The organism is Enterobacter cloacae complex sp. HYC074_NIDB (assembly GCF_056673345.1).
The window spans coordinates 3,512,145-3,528,342 of the sequence record NZ_CP114214.1; the positions used below are offsets into that span (position 1 = coordinate 3,512,145).

Consider the following 16,198-nt stretch of genomic DNA (forward strand, 5'->3'; position numbering starts at 1 on the left):
AACCGCGATCACAGCGCATAACGTTACATGTTACCTTTCACGTCATTTGTTTTTAAAACAAGAAGATAGCTGGATAAGCTCGCATCAGGCCTGCTAGTTTTATGACCATGACGCACCCTGAGTGCGCGGTTCAATAAGAGAGAAAGCCATGAAACGAGCCGTGAACGCCCTACAAAATTTCGGAAAATCACTTTACGGACCTGTACTTATCTTACCCATCGTAGGCCTGTTTATCGCCTTTGGGAATGTGCTGGGTAACGGCAATCTGGCCGAGTACCTGCCGTTTCTTGGCCACCCGCTGATCCAGAGTGTCGGCCAGCTGATCGCCAAGTCTGCCGTGTCGGTGCTGGTCAACCTGGCGCTGGTGTTTGCCGTTGGTATCCCCATTGGACTGGCAACCCGAGACAAAGGCTACGCGGCGCTGATTGGGCTGGTAACTTTTATCGTGTTTATCAATGCCATGAACGTGACGTTACAGCTTCAGGGGGAACTGGCCCCTGCGGAACAGATGAAAGCCGCCGGACAAAGCATGGTGCTGGGCGTCCAGGTGCTGGAAATGGGCGTTTTCGCCGGGATCCTGACCGGGGCGCTCTCCGGTTATCTGTACAACAAATATTCCGGTGTCCAGTTTAACGGCGCGATGGCGATTTACTCCGGCCACTGCTTTGTCGCGATTGTAATGCTGCCTGTCTCTATGCTGCTCGGCGTGATCATGAGCGAACTCTGGCCGTACGCACAGCATGGAATAAGCGCCCTGGCGCTGGCGATCAAAGGGTCCGGTCCGTTTGGCGTGGCGATCTACGGTTTCCTTGAACGCATTCTGGTGCCGACGGGCCTGCATCATCTGGTCTATACGCCGTTCCTGTATACCGAACTGGGCGGTACGCAGGAGGTGTGCGGTACGGCTTACCAGGGCGCGCGCAATATCTACTTCGCCGAGATGGCCTGCCCGGACGTGAAGCAGCTCAGCAGTACCGTGGTGTGGGATGCGCGCGGCATCAGCAAAATGTTTGGCCTGCCTGCCGCGGCGCTGGCGATGTATATGACCGCCAGGCCAGAGCGTAAAGCGGCGGCGAAAGCGATTCTGATCCCGGCGGCGCTGACCTCGCTGCTGGTCGGCGTAACCGAGCCGATTGAGTTCTCCTTCCTGTTTGTCGCCCCGCTGCTGTTCGTGGTGCATGCGGTGCTGACCGGTATCGGCATGATGCTGTTCTCGCTGTTTGGCGTTCACGCCATCGGCGCCAACGGGATTATCGATTTCATCCTCTACAACCTGCCGCTCGGCACGGAGAAGTCCAACTGGCCCATGTACATCGTGGTCGGGCTGATCATGTTCACTCTTTATTTCGTGGTATTCCGCTTCCTGATCCTGCGCTTCAACATGAAAACGCCGGGGCGTGAAGATGAGGACCAGGAGACACGCCTTTACAGCAAGCAGGAGTACCAGGCGAAGGGCAATAACGACGGGCTGGGCGAATCGATCGTTGTGGGTCTGGGCGGTCGGGAAAACATAGAGGTGGTGGATAACTGCTACACCCGCTTACGCGTCACGGTGAAGGACGTCGCCATCATCGACGAACCGCGCCTGAAAGCGACCGGCGCGAAAGGGATTATCAAACAAGGTAACAACGTTCAGGTGGTCTACGGGCTGCATGTCAAAAAAATGCGAGAAGCCGTTGAGACGTTTCTCTGAAAGGAGCTAAAGATGTTTACACCCCCATTTATTCTGTCGATTGCCGGCGGCGGTAGCACTTACACGCCAGGTATTGTGAAAAGCCTCATGGTGCGTCTGCACGATTTCCCTCTGGCAGAGATCCGCCTGTATGACATTGACGAGGCGCGCCAGAACACCATCGCGCCCGTGGTGGAGAAGGTTATTCGCGACCACAGCCAGAGCATCAAATTTACGGTCACCAGCGACCCAGAAGTGGCCTTTAGCGGCGCGCATTTTGTCTTCGCCCAGATGCGCGTCGGGCAGTACAAAATGCGCGAGCAGGATGAAAAAATTCCGCTGCGCCACGGGGTGGTGGGCCAGGAAACCTGCGGCCCCGGCGGGCTGGCCTACGGCCTGCGCACGATCCTGCCGATGGTGGAGCTTATCGATCTGGTCGATCGCTACGCGCACGAGAAAGCCTGGATCGTGAACTACTCCAACCCGGCGGCGATCGTCGCGGAAGGCGTGCGCCGCCTGCGTCCGAACGCGAGGGTGCTGAACATCTGCGATATGCCGGTTGCCGCGATGCGCAATATGGGCGCCATTCTGGGCGTGGATCGTCATAAACTGGAAGTGGACTACTTCGGCCTGAACCACTTCGGCTGGTTTACCCGCGTGCTGGTGGACGGCGAAGACAAGCTCCCGGAGTTGCGTAAGCATATCGCGAAGTTTGGCCTGCTGACGGAAGATGCGGCTAAAACCGATCCGCAGCATTCCGATCCGTCGTGGGTGAAAACCTGGCGCAATATCAAGCCGATTATGGATAACTTCCCGGAGTACCTGCCGAACCCGTATCTACAGTACTACCTGATGCCGAACCAGATTGTGGAGCATCAAAACCCGGACTATACCCGCGCCAACGAAGTGATGAACGGGCGCGAGAAAAAGCTGTTCGCCGCCGCCGAAGAGTACCAGCGCAGCGGGATCTTACCGGACGCCTTCCACGTAGGTGTTCACGGCGAATTTATCGTCGATGTCGCCTGCTCGCTGGCATTCAACCTGCGCCAACGCCATCTGGTGATGGTGGAAAACCGCGGGGCGATTACCAACCTGCCGTACGATGCGGTGGTGGAAGTGCCTGCCTATATCACTTCCGAAGGGCCGGAGCCCGTCCGCGTGGGTCAGGTGCCGCTGTTCCACCAGACGCTCCTGCAACAGCAGCTGGCCTCTGAACAGCTGCTGGTTGAGGCAACCATCGAAGGCAGCTACGAGAAAGCGTTGCAGGCGTTCACTCTGAACCGCACCGTGCCAACCATGGAGCACGCGAAAGCGATTCTGGATGAGATGATCGAAGCCAACCGCGACTACTGGCCTGCGCTGCAAAAGGCCTGGCAGGACGGTGAAGCGGTGAAAAAATAGGGGCTTGCTCGCGAGTTGAACGTGGTGAGCTTGTCGGTGTCAGAAAAAACACCGACAATCCTTTTTTACGGAAAAGAATGGAGGCAACCATGTCCACCTCATATTTTGTCGCTGCCGACTGGCTGATTGAGCACGGCGACGACCCGGAAGTTCAGATTATCGACGCGCGCATGGCCCCTCCGGGCCAGGAGCATCGTGACGTTCCCGCTGAATACCGGGCAGGGCACCTGCCTGGCGCGGTATTTTTTGATATCGAAGCCCTCTCCGATCACACCTCTCCCCTGCCGCACATGCTGCCTCGCCCGGAAGCGTTTTCCGTGGCGATGCGCGAGCTGGGCATCAGCAAAGATAAACATCTTGTTGTTTACGATGAAGGTAATCTGTTTTCCGCGCCGCGAGCGTGGTGGATGCTGAAAAACTTCGGCGTGGAAAAGGTATCGATTCTGGCGGGCGGACTTGCAGGCTGGAAGCGCGACGAACTACCGCTTCAGCAGGGTGACGTCACGCTGCCGGAAGGGGAATTTGATGCCACGTTTGACGCTAACGTGGTCAAGCGCCTGACCGACGTGCTGGTCGTGAGCCACGAAAACACGGCGCAAATCGTCGATGCGCGTCCCGCTCCACGTTTCAACGCAGAAGCGGACGAGCCGCGACCGGGACTGAAACGAGGACATATCCCGGGGGCGCTGAACGTGCCGTGGGGCGATCTGGTGTTTGAAGGCGAGCTGAAAACCACCGATGAATTGCGTGCCATTTTTGAACGTCAGGGCGTGGATTTGCATCGTCCGGTTATTGCCAGCTGCGGCTCCGGCGTAACGGCCTGCGTGGTGATCCTGGCGCTGGCAACCCTTGGCGCAAATGACGTGACCCTGTACGACGGCGCCTGGAGTGAATGGGGTGCACGAGACGATCTGCCGGTTGAACCGGCGAAATAATGGATAACCGCCTGGCAACGCTGTTAACGCGCGGGTCGTCGCTGACCCGCGCGGAGTATCGCGTCCTCGCCCACCTCACTGAGCATCCATTGCTGGTGGGCAACATCACGGTGCGCGAGCTGGCGCAGGCGACATTTGTCTCTACCGCGACGATTATGCGGCTGTGCCAGAAGCTGGGGTTTAGCGGCTTTAGCGAGTTTATCTGGCACTGCAAGCAGTTGCTTTCTGACACGCCGCATATCACCGTACAGCCTGAGCAACATGCGGAAATGCCCGCGCTTTTTACCCGGTTCGTTGCCAACTATCAGCAGACCTTCCAGTGGGTCACTCAGGACAAACGCCAGCAGTTTGCCAGCCTGCTGCGCCAGAAAGAGAGCTTCTTTCTCTACGGCGCCGGGTTTTCGTACCTTTTTGCCGAGTACCTGACCAAGAAGTTGCAGGTGCTGGGAAAAACGGCGTTCATCTCCGGGCCGGGAGACAGCCGGAATATTTTTCTCAGCAACGCCGCGCGCTATCAGGTGTTTATTGCCGTTTCACGCAGCGGCGAAACGGAGCAGGTACTGGATAAAGCGCGGATCGCCAAAAACGTCGGCATGACGATCGTCGCGTTTACCCGCGCGTCGGCCAATACGCTGGCGGGTATGGCGGACGTGCATTTTGCTCTCTATGACGAAGCGGTACATTTCGCCGCCGAAGCCGCAGGTGTGACGTCGTTTGAGTCGAATCTGGTGCTGCTGATGGATTTACTGCTGCTGGAAGCAACGGGGTGAAGATCACCCCGCTGTAATCAGATAATGCGGTTGGTCTTAAGATCGCGCAGGAAGCCGCCCCAGCGACGCTCGTAGAACGGGGTGATGTGCTCGGTAATAAAGTGGCTGATCCCCTTCTCACCTTTCTTCACCTGACAGATATCAATCGGCTCATCGCCCGGCAGGGTGTCGGTCGCCACGCTTCCCGCCGCCTGGATGATCTCGTCGATATCGCCGTCGGCCTCAATCCCTATCAGCAGAACAGGCTTTTCGTCAGCGCTCTCTTTGATGGAGCAGAGAAACGCGCGTTTCACCGGCTTGATGGTTTTAAACAGCGTGGTCAGGGAGTCAATCATCTGCGCGGGCGGCTCGGCCACTTCAGACAGCAGCAGCGTTTCGCCCCCTTCCAGCACCTCCTGAGTGCTGAGCGGGTTGCCCTCGTCACCAATCAGGTGGCTGATTTCGCGCGGAGTAAACTCTTTCCCGGTCGGCAGTTTGGCGTTGAGGAACAGCGTCTGCCCCAGGGTCATTTCGAACAACGTGCGCACCGGCATCACCACGAACGCCTGTTCGTCTTCTACCGCTTCCTGCAAGGCCTCGAGCGAAGTAAAGAACGGGATCACCGACGTGCCGTCGTCTTTCTCCCAGTGCAGCAGATCCAGCGCGCTGTCTTCGACAACCTGCTCCCCTTCCGCTGCGGTGCCCGGCACCCAGACGGTGGATTCCAGCAGCGTGCGGAAAAAGGCCGGACGGTGGGCGGGCTCGGTCGCCGCCTGCTCCAACAGGGTTTCTAATTCGTTTTTGGTTTCTGACATAACAATTCCAGATGTCGAATTTCCCCCTCACCCCTGCCCTCTCCCATGGGGAGAGGGTTAGGGTGAGGGCAAAGAGCATTACTCAGCCGTCAGCAGGTTCGCTACGGTACGCACGCCCAGACCGGTCGCACCCGCAGACCACTGCTCAACCGCCGCTTTACGGTAGGTTGCGGAGCAGTCAATGTGCAGCCAGCCTTCATGGTAGTTCTCAACGAAGTGAGACAGGAAGCCTGCTGCGGTGCTTGCCCCCGCCGGGTACGCTGCGCTCGCGGTGTTGTTCAGCTCGGCGAAGTTAGACGGCAGCTGGCTGCGGTGGAACTCGGCCAGCGGCAGACGCCAGAACGGTTCGTTTTCCGCCGCCGCGCTGGCCAGCAGGCGAGCGGCCAGCTTGTCGTCGAAGCTGAACAGGGCGTGATAGTCGTTACCCAGGGCAGTTTTCGCCGCGCCAGTCAGGGTCGCCATGTCGATAATCAGCTCCGGCTTCTGCGCAGAAGCGTCGATCAGGCCATCGGCCAGCACCAGACGGCCTTCGGCGTCGGTGTTCATCACCTCAACGTTTTTACCGTTGCGGTAGCGAATGATGTCACCCAGCTTGAAGGCGTTGCCGCTCACCATGTTATCCGCGCAGCACAGGTAGAGCTTCACGCGCTTGTTCAGGCCGCGGGTGATAGCGAAGGCCAGCGCGCCGGTAATGGTCGCCGCGCCGCCCATGTCGGACTTCATGGAGTCCATGAATGCGCTCTGCTTCAGGCTGTAGCCGCCGGTGTCGAAGGTGATGCCTTTCCCGACCAGACAGGCAAAGACCGGCGTTTCTTTGTCGCCGGTTGGGTTGTAGTCCAGCGCCAGCAGGACCGGAGGACGCTCTGAGCCACGGCCCACGGTGTGGATACCCATGTAGTTCTGCTCGCGCAGGTCTTCCCCTTTAGTGATGCGGTAGGACATCTTTTCGCCCGCCACACCGCACAGCAGGTCAACGGCGCGCTGCGCCAGCTGTTCCGGCCCCAGCTCTTCCGCCGGTGCGTTAATGGTGTCGCGCACCCAGTCGATAATGTTCAGGCGGCTTTCCAGCTCTTTCTGACCGGCTTCGTCGAGGTTCGCCCACTCAATTTTACGGGTGCCTTTCGGCCCTTTGTAGCCTGCCCAGAACGCCCAGCTGCGGTCGGTGTCCCACCCTTCCCCTTCCAGCGACACATGCTTAATGCCAAGGCCGTCAATCTTACGCGCGGCGCGCTGGATCAGGCCCAAATCATCGTTGCCCGTCAGGTGCAGGGTAATGCCGTCGTTATTAATGCTGTAGGTGGCTTTCTCGCCCCAGCGCGCGTCGGCAGGCTGATTCGAGAGCGTAATCTTCATCGCTTCGGTCATTTTATTTTTCCTTATTAGCAACTAGCAAACGGGCCGCCTGAAGGCAGCCCGTTTTGTTATTTATTCTGCTTCATCTAACCAGACTAACAGAATCGCCTCCAGAATTTTTTCATTGGATGCGTTTGGATCATCGTCGAAATCCTCTAAATCGCAGATCCACTGATGCATGTCGGTGAATCGTACGGTCTTCGGATCGAGATCCGGATTCGCGTCGTAGAGCGCTTCGCCGATTTCACGGCTGTCTGTCCACTTCAGTTCCATATTAGTGCTCGCGTGCGTGGTTGATGGTGTAGCGTGGGAACTCCACGACCAGATCTTCATCGGTCACCGCAGCCTGGCAGCTTAAGCGGCTGTCTGGCTCCAGACCCCATGCTTTATCCAGCATGTCGTCTTCGTCTTCGGTGCTCTCGGCAAGAGAGTCAAAACCTTCACGCACGATGCAGTGGCAGGTTGTGCAGGCACAGGATTTTTCACAGGCGTGTTCCACTTCGATACCTGCACGCAGGGCTACATCGAGAATGGTTTCACCGGTCTTCGCTTCCAGAACAGCGCCATCCGGACAGAGGTCCGCATGAGGCAAAATTACAATCTTTGGCATATTAAACCTCGTCCACGGACTGGCCTTTCAGCGCGACGCGGACAGATTTGTCCATGCGGCGAGCAGCGAAGTCCTGGGTTTGTTTATCAACGTTTTTAATGGCTTCTTCTATCGCGTCAGCGTCATTGCCTTCGGCCACGGCGCTTAAGCGCGCGGCAGCGTCGTCAATCACCTGGCGCTCAGCGGCGCTTAACAGCGCGGCGTCGGCAGCAAGCGCGCCGTTCAGACTTTCCAGCACGCGTGCGGCTTCCACTTTTTGTTCAGCCAGCATACGCGCCTTCACATCCTGCTCGGCGTAGCTCATTGAATCCTGGATCATGGAGGCGATTTCGCCATCGGTCAGGCCGTAGGACGGCTTCACCTGGATGGATGATTCCACGCCGGTGGATTTTTCCATCGCCGTCACGCTCAGCAGGCCATCCGCATCAACCTGGAAGGTGACGCGAATATGCGCCCCGCCAGCTGGCAGCGCCGGGATGCCGCGCAGCGCAAAGCGCGCCAGGGAGCGGCAGTCCTGCACCAGTTCGCGCTCGCCCTGCATCACGTGGATGGACATCGCGGTCTGGCCGTCTTTAAAGGTGGTGAACTCCTGCGCACGCGCCACCGGAATGGTGGTGTTACGCGGGATCACTTTCTCCACCAGGCCGCCCATGGTTTCTAAACCGAGAGACAGCGGGATGACGTCCAGCAGCAGCATTTCGCTGTCCGGCTTGTTGCCGACCAGAATATCGGCCTGGATAGCGGCGCCGACGGCAACCACTTTGTCCGGGTCGATAGAGGTCAACGGCGTGCGGCCAAAGAATTCCCCCACGCGCTCGCGTACCAGCGGCACGCGGGTTGAGCCGCCAACCATGACCACTTCCAGCACCTCGTTAGCCTCAACGCCTGCATCCTTCAATGCGCGACGGCAGGCCAGCAGGGTACGCTTAACCAGAGGCGCAATCAGTTCGCTGAACCGATCGCGGGTAATCTCACCCTGCCAGCCTGCGACGTTCACGCTGACGGACTGTGCATCGCTCAGGGCGATTTTGGCGTCGATGGCCGCATCCAGCAGTTCACGCTGCACGTGCGCATCGCTGCGATCGCTGATGCCCGCCTGCTCGCGGATGTAATCTGCCAGCAGATGGTCGAAGTCATCGCCGCCGAGCGCGGAATCTCCGCCGGTCGCCAGCACTTCGAACACGCCGCGGCTCAGGCGCAGGATTGAGATATCGAACGTCCCGCCGCCGAGATCGTAAACCGCGATCACCCCTTCCTGACCGGAGTCGAGGCCGTAGGCAATCGCCGCCGCCGTCGGTTCGTTCAGCAGACGCAGCACGTGCAGGCCCGCCAGACGCGCGGCGTCTTTGGTGCCCTGACGCTGTGCATCGTCGAAATAGGCCGGAACGGTGATCACCACGCCGTCCAGATCGCCGCCGAGCGTCGCTGTGGCGCGTGCCGCCAGCGCTTTAAGGATGTCAGCAGAAACGCGAATCGGGTTCAGCAAACCGGCTGACGTCGCGATCATCGGCAGGCCGTTTTCGCTGGCCTGTAGCTGATACGGCAGATGCGGGTAACGGGTCTGGATATCAGCCAGCGAGCGGCCCATCATGCGCTTAACCGAGCTGATGGTATTGGCCGGATCGCGCGCGGCGTTAGCGCGGGCATCAACCCCGACCGCGTGACCCTGCTGTTGGTAGTGGACTACAGAAGGCAGCAGATGGCGCCCCTGCTCGTCAGCCAGCGTTTCCGCCTGGCCGCTGCGCACGGTCGCCACGAGGGAATTGGTGGTGCCCAGGTCAATACCGACCGCCAGACGACGCTGGTGCGGTGCGGCACTTAAGCCAGGCTCACTAATTTGTAATAAGGCCATAATTGCTTCCGAAATTAAAAATCGAGCAGCTTTTCTTCGAGTTGTTCAGCACTGCTTCGCAGTTTATCGAGAAAACGGAGTTTGCGCACAGTGTCTGCCGCCACGTCCCAGGTCTCGTTGTTCAGTTGCTCCACCATCTGCTGATGGCGGGTATCGAACATACCCTTTACGCGCGTGATAAAGCTTTCCAGGCGCGCTTCGTCTTTAGCCTGTTCAATTTCATCCAGCTCTTCGCGCAGCTCCAGTTGTTCCATCAGAAAGGCGGTGTCGCGCACGGTATGCTGTTCGCTCGCCAGATCGAAACCGTGAAGCGAGAGCAGATATTCTGCACGCGCCAGCGGATGACGCAGCGTTTGCCAGGCCTGGTTGATGGTGGCGGAGTGTGATACCGCAGCCAGTTGCTCTGCCTGCGTCCCGCTGGCGAATTTATCCGGATGGTACTGACGCTGGAGATCCTGAAAACGGACCGTCAGCGCCTGGAGATCGATCGGGTATTGAGCGGGTAGTCCGAAGAGAGTGAAGTAATCCATAACAATCTCAGGGGTAGCCTGTTAGAACAAACCCCACGCGTAGCAAAGCCACGGTGGGGTTTCGGATGACGCGCGGTTAAACGTGGAAGCTTTCGCCGCAACCACACTCGTCTTTGACGTTCGGGTTCGTGAATTTGAACCCTTCGTTCAGGCCTTCTTTTACGAAGTCCAGCTGAGTGCCGTTGAGGAATTGCAGGCTTTTGCCATCGACCACCACCTTCACGCCCTTGTCTTCAAACACGGTGTCATCAGACGCCGGTTCGTCAACAAACTCCAGTACGTAAGCCATACCAGAACAGCCGGAGGTACGTACGCCCAGTCGCAGGCCAAAGCCTTTACCACGGTTCGCCAGAAAAGAGCTTACTCGCGCGGCAGCGCTGTCGCTAAGGGTAATCGACATACTCAAACCTCAATTATTTTGCTTCACGTTTGCTTTTGTAATCCGCAATGGCGGCTTTGATCGCGTCTTCTGCCAGAATTGAGCAGTGAATTTTCACCGGCGGCAGTTCGAGTTCTTCAGCAATATCCGTGTTCTTGATTGCCTGTGCTTCGTCCAGAGACTTGCCCTTCACCCATTCGGTGACCAGGGAGCTGGACGCGATAGCAGAACCGCAGCCGTAGGTCTTGAAGCGCGCGTCTTCAATGATACCTTCATTGTTGACTTTGATCTGCAACTTCATCACGTCGCCACATGCTGGTGCACCGACCATGCCGCTACCAACAGATTCGTCGCTGTTGTCAAAAGAGCCAACGTTGCGCGGGTTTTCGTAATGATCGATGACTTTTTCGCTGTATGCCATGATTGAATTCTCCTTATGTACCGATTAGTGATGTGACCATTCAATGCTGTTCAGATCCACGCCCTGCTTGAACATTTCCCACAGTGGAGAAAGGTCGCGCAGACGGCCGATGGAGTTACGAACCAGCTTGATGGTGTAGTCAATCTCTTCTTCGGTAGTAAAACGACCTAAAGAGAAACGGATAGAGCTGTGTGCCAGCTCGTCAGTCATACCCAGCGCGCGCAGCACGTAGGATGGCTCCAGGCTTGCAGAGGTACAGGCAGAGCCGGAAGAAACGGCCAGGTCTTTCAGCGCCATGATCAGCGACTCGCCTTCAACATAGTTGAAGCTGACGTTGAGGATGTTCGGCGCGCCCTGCTCGAGATCGCCGTTCAGATACACTTCTTCCATATCTTTCACGCCGTCCCACAGACGGTTACGCAGCGTGCGCAGGCGTGCCATCTCGGTTTCCATCTCTTCTTTTGCAATGCGGTAGGCTTCGCCCATGCCCACGATCTGGTGAACAGGCAGCGTACCGGAACGCATGCCGCGCTCGTGACCGCCGCCGTGCATCTGTGCTTCGATGCGGATACGTGGCTTACGACGAACGTACAGCGCGCCGATACCTTTCGGACCATAGATTTTGTGACCGGAGAAGGACATCAGGTCCACTTTCAGCTGGCTCAGGTCGATAGGCAGTTTGCCCACGCTCTGGGTCGCGTCCACGTGGTAGATGATACCGCGCGCGCGGCACATTTCGCCGATGGTCGCGATGTCTTGTACCACGCCGATTTCGTTGTTGACGTGCATGATGGAGACCAGAATGGTGTCATCACGCATCGCCGCTTCGAGCTCTTTCAGATCGATAATGCCGTTGCTCTGTGGCGCCAGATAGGTGACTTCGAACCCTTCACGCTCCAGCTGACGGCAGGTGTCCAGCACGGCTTTGTGTTCGGTTTTGCTGGTGATGATGTGCTTGCCTTTTTTCTGATAAAAGTTGGCTGCACCCTTAATCGCCAGGTTGTCGGATTCGGTCGCACCGGAGGTGAAAACAATTTCACGCGGGTCGGCACCGACCAGGTCAGCAATCTGATTACGGGCGATATCAACCGCCTCTTCAGCATGCCAGCCAAAACGGTGTGAACGGGAAGCTGGGTTACCAAAGTTTCCGTCCAGGGTCAGACACTGCATCATTTTCTCGGCAACACGCGGGTCCACCGGCGTGGTTGCGGAGTAATCGAGATAAATCGGTAATTTCATTGCTCTATAAACTCCGTACATCGCTTCAATGCAAGGAATCAGGCAACCGGCTGGATGTACGACCGAGTACGCGGGGTGTGACCACCCCGGCCTGATTCTGAATACTTATCTTTTTAATTACGCGCGCAGTTTAACGTCGATGGCGTCCTGCGTGCGGGTGCTGCGCTGTGAATCCTGACTATGCTGACGCCCAGAGACATCCAGAACTTCCTGGTTATTCACCAGCTCACCGAGGGTGATGTTGTTCAGGAAGCCGGTCAGACGGTCGCTCAGATCGCGCCACAGCGCGTGGGTCAGGCATTTATCGCCGCCCTGACAGCCGCCTTTACCCTGGCAACGGGTCGCGTCAACGGATTCGTCAACCGCGCTAATCACTTCGCCAACCGCAATACTGCCCGCGTCTTTACCCAGCAGATAACCGCCGCCCGGGCCACGAACGCTGGACACCAGTCCATTTTTACGCAGTCTGGAGAACAGCTGTTCCAGGTAAGAGAGGGAGATCCCTTGTCGTTCAGAAATATCAGCCAACGGAACCGGGCCCGCTTCGGAGTTGAGCGCAACGTCCAGCATCGCGGTCACGGCATAACGCCCTTTAGATGTCAGTCTCATGTCTTACTTAACCTCAAACTCGCCCCTGCCCGGGGTTTTTTATTGTAAAATGGGGGTATTGCATAGCAGGGCCAAGTCTGACATTCCTGACTAAATTGGTCAACTATTTACTTGACTGTTTTAGTCAGGTATTTAACCTTCTGTGCCTTCATAATATAGGTGCGGCCTGATGCCCTCACCCCAGCCCTCTCCCACGGGGAGAGGGGGAAATCGACACTACGCTTTGTTCTTCTGCTCAATCGACGCCAGAATCCCGCGCAGAATGTTCAGCTCCTGGCTTTCCGGGCGGGCGCGGGTGAACATACGGCGCAGCTTGTTCATCACCTGACCCGGGTGGCCTTCACGGATAAAGCCGGTTGAGAGCAGCGTCTGCTCCAGATGACCGTAGAAGCGCTCCAGATCGTCCACCAGCGGGTAGGCCGTCTCTTCTTTAGGTTCGACCGGTTTCTCCTGCGTCGCCAGCCATGCCATGCGCACTTCGTAGGCAATGACCTGCACCGCCATCGCCAGGTTCAGCGAGCTGTATTCCGGATTGGCGGCAATCGCCACGTGGTAGTGACACTTCTGTAGTTCCTCGTTGGTCAGGCCAACGCGTTCACGACCAAACACCAGCGCAACCGGCGCCTGTTCCGCTTCTGAGATACTTTTCAGGCCGCATTCGCGCGGGTCCAGCATCGGCCAGGGCAGCGTACGGGAGCGCGCGCTGGTCCCCACCACCAGACTGCAACCGGCCAGGGCTTCGTCCAGGGTGTCCACGATCTGCGCATTCCCGATCACGTCGCTGGCGCCGGCCGCCAGAGCAATAGCCTGAGAGTCTGGTTTCACCAGCGGATTAACCAGCCACAGGTTCGTTAAGCCCATGGTTTTCATAGCGCGGGCCACAGAGCCCATGTTGCCGGTGTGCGATGTTTCGACCAGCACGATTCGAATGTTTTGCAGCATAATTTTTAGATGTCTGGATTCAGTGTCTGAAGAATATTCGGGCATATTATCATAAACGAGAGACATAATCCGATCCCGCTGCTATACTCTGCGCCGATTTTCCTGTTCTTTAACATCCAGTGAGAGAGACCGATGCATCCGATGCTGACCATCGCCGTGCGCGCAGCGCGCAAGGCGGGTAATGTAATTGCCAAACACTACGAAACCCCAGACTCCGTAGAAACCAGCCAGAAAGGCAGCAATGATTTCGTGACTAACGTCGATAAAGCCGCAGAAGCGATTATTATCGAAACGATCCGCAAATCTTACCCGCAGCACACCATCATCACCGAAGAAAGCGGTGAACATGAAGGTACCGATCAGGATGTTCAATGGGTTATCGATCCACTGGATGGCACCACCAACTTCGTTAAACGCCTGCCACACTTCTCTGTGTCTATTGCAGTACGCATCAAAGGCCGTACTGAAGTCGCTGTTGTTTACGATCCAATGCGTAACGAACTGTTCACCGCAACCCGCGGTCAGGGCGCGCAGCTGAACGGCTACCGTCTGCGTTGCAGCAATGCACGCGATCTGGACGGCACGATTCTGGCGACTGGCTTCCCGTTCAAGGCGAAGCAGCACGCAACCACCTATATGAATATCCTGGGCAAGCTGTTCACCGAATGCGCGGACTTCCGTCGCACTGGCTCTGCTGCACTGGATCTGGCCTACGTGGCGACCGGCCGCGTTGACGGTTACTTTGAGCTGTCACTGAAGCCGTGGGACTTCGCGGCGGGCGAGCTGATCGCACGTGAAGCTGGCGCGATTGTTTGCGACTTCACCGGCGGCCATAACTATATGTCTACCGGCAACATCGTTGCAGGTAACCCGCGCGTTGTTAAAGCCATGCTGGCAAACATGCGTGATGAACTGAGCGATGCGCTGAAGCGTTAATTCAGTCTGTTAAGCCCGGTGGCGCTACGCTTACCGGGCCTACAACACGCCTCAGATACGGCTAGAAAGGCCGCAACCCCCTTCCCACCGGCACCGCGCTCATCCACATCGTGACCGCAGCCACCAGCAGAATCACCCCGCCCGCCAACGCAAGCGTCGTCCAGCCAACCTGTCGCCACAATACCGGCGTTTTATTGCCGCTGAGTTTTACCGCCAGCTGACGGAAGCTGTGCACCAGCAAGGCTAACGAAGAGATCGTCAGAGACGTTCCCGCCGCCATCGCCAGCGCCGAGAGCATGCCCCAGCCAAATACGCCTGTCACTTTGCTGAACAACAGCACCATGATTGCGCCCGAGCACGGACGCATCCCCATTGAGAGCACAATCATCAGACGCGCACGCCAGTCGTCACCATTCTGTAATTGTTCCTGCGTCGGCAGATGCTGATGCCCGCACCCGCAGTTTTCATGGTGAACGTGATGCGGCGTAAAGGCTTTGAATTTTGGTTTTTGCAGCAACGCGCGCAATTTTTTCAGCGCCCGCCAGCAGAGGATCAACCCCAGCACGCCTACCAGCGCGTAACTCCCCTTCTCCAGCCAGAAGCTGCTCATATGCAGCTGGCGAGCCGGCAGCTGTAGCAGCGAGAGGACGACCACGACCAGCGCAATCGCCACACCGCCCTGAAGTAAAGAAGAAGCCAGCGTCAGGCCGATACTCGATTTCAGCTTCGACGGATGCGTAGCAAGCCAGGTCGTGATGACAATTTTGCCGTGCCCCGGTCCCAGGGCATGCAGCACGCCATAGATAAAGCTGAACGCCAGAAGAGCGCCGCCCGCTTTGGTCGGATTATCCGCCACGGCTTTCAGCAGCACGCTCATCTGCTGATTAACTTCCCGCTGCCAGAGGACGCTTTTCACCATCACCTGCGGCCATGCCTGCCACAGCCAGAGCGCGCCGCCAACCGCTAACAACAAAAAGAGCGCCAGAGGCCAGAGGTGCAGCCAGCGACGCGGCTTACTGACGGGAGAGAAGATCACTGACATTGTAACGTCACCTCCTGCGCGAACTGTTTACCCAGCTCCATGTCCTCAGGCGGGGCATCTGCTTTATCCAGCGAGATCGCAAAGTTCAGCGTCTCTTCGCTGGGTTTAGGGGTGTGCACGCCAATTTTGCAGCTTTTTTGCAGCGCGTCCGGCAGCCGTACGTCGCTGTCATTGTCATAGCGCATATCGACATAATAGGTAGGGTCAAACGTGGAAAACGTGTACTTCTGCCCGGCCAGCGGCTGAGGATGCGCCAGCGGAAGCACGAACGTCAGCACCGCCTGATGACCTTCGCGGGTCATGCCGTACTCCGTGGGACGGTTAAGAAATTTCACCTTTTGTCCGTTGTGCCAGAACTCGGTGAAGTAGTGCTGACCCAGCACGTTGGCCATCACCTCCGCCGCCAGCTTTTTCCAGATCTCATCGCCGGGCTTTGCGTTTCCGGCATCGTACAGCAGGTCGGCGGAGGTGATTTCATCCATCGTCCAGTGCATCTTCAGGCCACTGAGCTGCGTGCCGTCCGTCACCAGTTCGGTTTTCAGGCTGATAAAACTGTGAGGATGTGCGCCGGCGGCGAAAGTGAAAACCGCCAAAAATAACGCTACCGCGCTTTGTTTAACTATTTGCATCTGTTCCTCACGTCAAAAATTCTGTGATGTTCGCCAGCAATCCTGAGTGAAAGGCCTGCCGGTGCGCTTTTCAGCGCCCATCCT

Annotated in this window: 18 protein-coding genes; 5 read left to right on the top strand and 13 right to left on the bottom strand. The window is 57.5% G+C overall.

Translation table 11 applies throughout. The features are described 5' to 3' along the window. Positions 1-148 precede the first annotated feature (148 nt). The 4 genes from O1724_RS16985 to O1724_RS17000 all read left to right on the top strand — a co-directional run bounded on the left by O1724_RS16985 (position 149) and on the right by O1724_RS17000 (position 4,778). Complete coding sequence (locus O1724_RS16985; protein ID WP_003860637.1) at positions 149-1,693, top strand: PTS transporter subunit EIIC; 1,545 nt, start codon at positions 149-151, stop codon at positions 1,691-1,693. Positions 1,694-1,705: 12 nt separating this feature from the next. Further along, entirely contained in the window at positions 1,706-3,073 is a 1,368-nt protein-coding gene (locus O1724_RS16990; protein ID WP_045343138.1) for a 6-phospho-alpha-glucosidase, read from the top strand. 89 nt (positions 3,074-3,162) lie between these two features. Further along, positions 3,163-4,008 (top strand): 3-mercaptopyruvate sulfurtransferase, encoded by an 846-nt coding sequence (gene sseA / locus O1724_RS16995; protein WP_017383536.1) that lies wholly within the window; start codon positions 3,163-3,165, stop codon positions 4,006-4,008. After that, complete coding sequence (locus O1724_RS17000; protein ID WP_015572161.1) at positions 4,008-4,778, top strand: MurR/RpiR family transcriptional regulator; 771 nt, start codon at positions 4,008-4,010, stop codon at positions 4,776-4,778. Before sseA ends, O1724_RS17000 begins: the two co-directional genes overlap by 1 nt. A gap of 17 nt (positions 4,779-4,795) precedes the next feature. Here the strand turns inward: O1724_RS17000 and sseB are convergent, their stop codons facing one another. The 11 genes from sseB to trmJ form a co-directional block, all read right to left on the bottom strand. Then, positions 4,796-5,572 (bottom strand): enhanced serine sensitivity protein SseB, encoded by a 777-nt coding sequence (gene sseB / locus O1724_RS17005; RefSeq protein WP_023325069.1) that lies wholly within the window; start codon positions 5,570-5,572, stop codon positions 4,796-4,798. Positions 5,573-5,650: 78 nt separating this feature from the next. Then, positions 5,651-6,937: an aminopeptidase PepB gene (pepB, locus tag O1724_RS17010; RefSeq protein WP_214595457.1), complete on the bottom strand. Its 1,287-nt coding sequence runs from the start codon at positions 6,935-6,937 to the stop codon at positions 5,651-5,653. Positions 6,938-6,997: 60 nt separating this feature from the next. Further along, positions 6,998-7,198, bottom strand: coding sequence for a Fe-S cluster assembly protein IscX (gene iscX / locus O1724_RS17015; protein ID WP_414540280.1), 201 nt, complete (start codon positions 7,196-7,198; stop codon positions 6,998-7,000). Position 7,199: 1 nt separating this feature from the next. Next, positions 7,200-7,535 carry an ISC system 2Fe-2S type ferredoxin gene (fdx, locus tag O1724_RS17020; RefSeq protein WP_003860652.1) on the bottom strand — a complete coding sequence of 112 codons (336 nt, stop codon included), beginning with the start codon at positions 7,533-7,535 and terminating at the stop codon, positions 7,200-7,202. Position 7,536: 1 nt separating this feature from the next. Then, entirely contained in the window at positions 7,537-9,387 is a 1,851-nt protein-coding gene (gene hscA, locus O1724_RS17025; protein WP_058663084.1) for a Fe-S protein assembly chaperone HscA, read from the bottom strand. 14 nt (positions 9,388-9,401) lie between these two features. Next, positions 9,402-9,917: a co-chaperone HscB gene (gene hscB / locus O1724_RS17030; protein WP_003860657.1), complete on the bottom strand. Its 516-nt coding sequence runs from the start codon at positions 9,915-9,917 to the stop codon at positions 9,402-9,404. 76 nt (positions 9,918-9,993) lie between these two features. Beyond that, entirely contained in the window at positions 9,994-10,317 is a 324-nt protein-coding gene (iscA, locus tag O1724_RS17035) for an iron-sulfur cluster assembly protein IscA (protein ID WP_003860659.1), read from the bottom strand. Positions 10,318-10,330: 13 nt separating this feature from the next. Then, positions 10,331-10,717: a Fe-S cluster assembly scaffold IscU gene (gene iscU / locus O1724_RS17040; RefSeq protein WP_003860661.1), complete on the bottom strand. Its 387-nt coding sequence runs from the start codon at positions 10,715-10,717 to the stop codon at positions 10,331-10,333. 24 nt (positions 10,718-10,741) lie between these two features. Continuing rightward, complete coding sequence (iscS, locus tag O1724_RS17045) at positions 10,742-11,956, bottom strand: cysteine desulfurase (protein WP_003860663.1); 1,215 nt, start codon at positions 11,954-11,956, stop codon at positions 10,742-10,744. A 117-nt stretch (positions 11,957-12,073) separates the two neighbouring features. Beyond that, complete coding sequence (gene iscR / locus O1724_RS17050) at positions 12,074-12,565, bottom strand: Fe-S cluster assembly transcriptional regulator IscR (protein ID WP_003860665.1); 492 nt, start codon at positions 12,563-12,565, stop codon at positions 12,074-12,076. Positions 12,566-12,781: 216 nt separating this feature from the next. After that, positions 12,782-13,507, bottom strand: coding sequence for a tRNA (cytosine(32)/uridine(32)-2'-O)-methyltransferase TrmJ (gene trmJ, locus O1724_RS17055; RefSeq protein WP_003860666.1), 726 nt, complete (start codon positions 13,505-13,507; stop codon positions 12,782-12,784). A gap of 132 nt (positions 13,508-13,639) precedes the next feature. On the opposite strand from trmJ, the gene suhB reads away from it, so the two are divergent. Further along, complete coding sequence (gene suhB / locus O1724_RS17060; RefSeq protein ID WP_003860668.1) at positions 13,640-14,443, top strand: inositol-1-monophosphatase; 804 nt, start codon at positions 13,640-13,642, stop codon at positions 14,441-14,443. Between the two features lie 61 nt (positions 14,444-14,504). Here the strand turns inward: suhB and O1724_RS17065 are convergent, their stop codons facing one another. Together O1724_RS17065 and O1724_RS17070 are read right to left on the bottom strand one after the other, a co-directional pair. Beyond that, positions 14,505-15,485, bottom strand: a complete 981-nt coding sequence (locus O1724_RS17065; RefSeq protein ID WP_126296769.1) for a nickel/cobalt transporter — start codon at positions 15,483-15,485, stop codon at positions 14,505-14,507. After that, positions 15,476-16,114, bottom strand: coding sequence for a DUF1007 family protein (locus tag O1724_RS17070; protein ID WP_003860670.1), 639 nt, complete (start codon positions 16,112-16,114; stop codon positions 15,476-15,478). The genes O1724_RS17065 and O1724_RS17070 overlap by 10 nt, the downstream gene beginning before the upstream one ends. Positions 16,115-16,198: the final 84 nt, after the last annotated feature.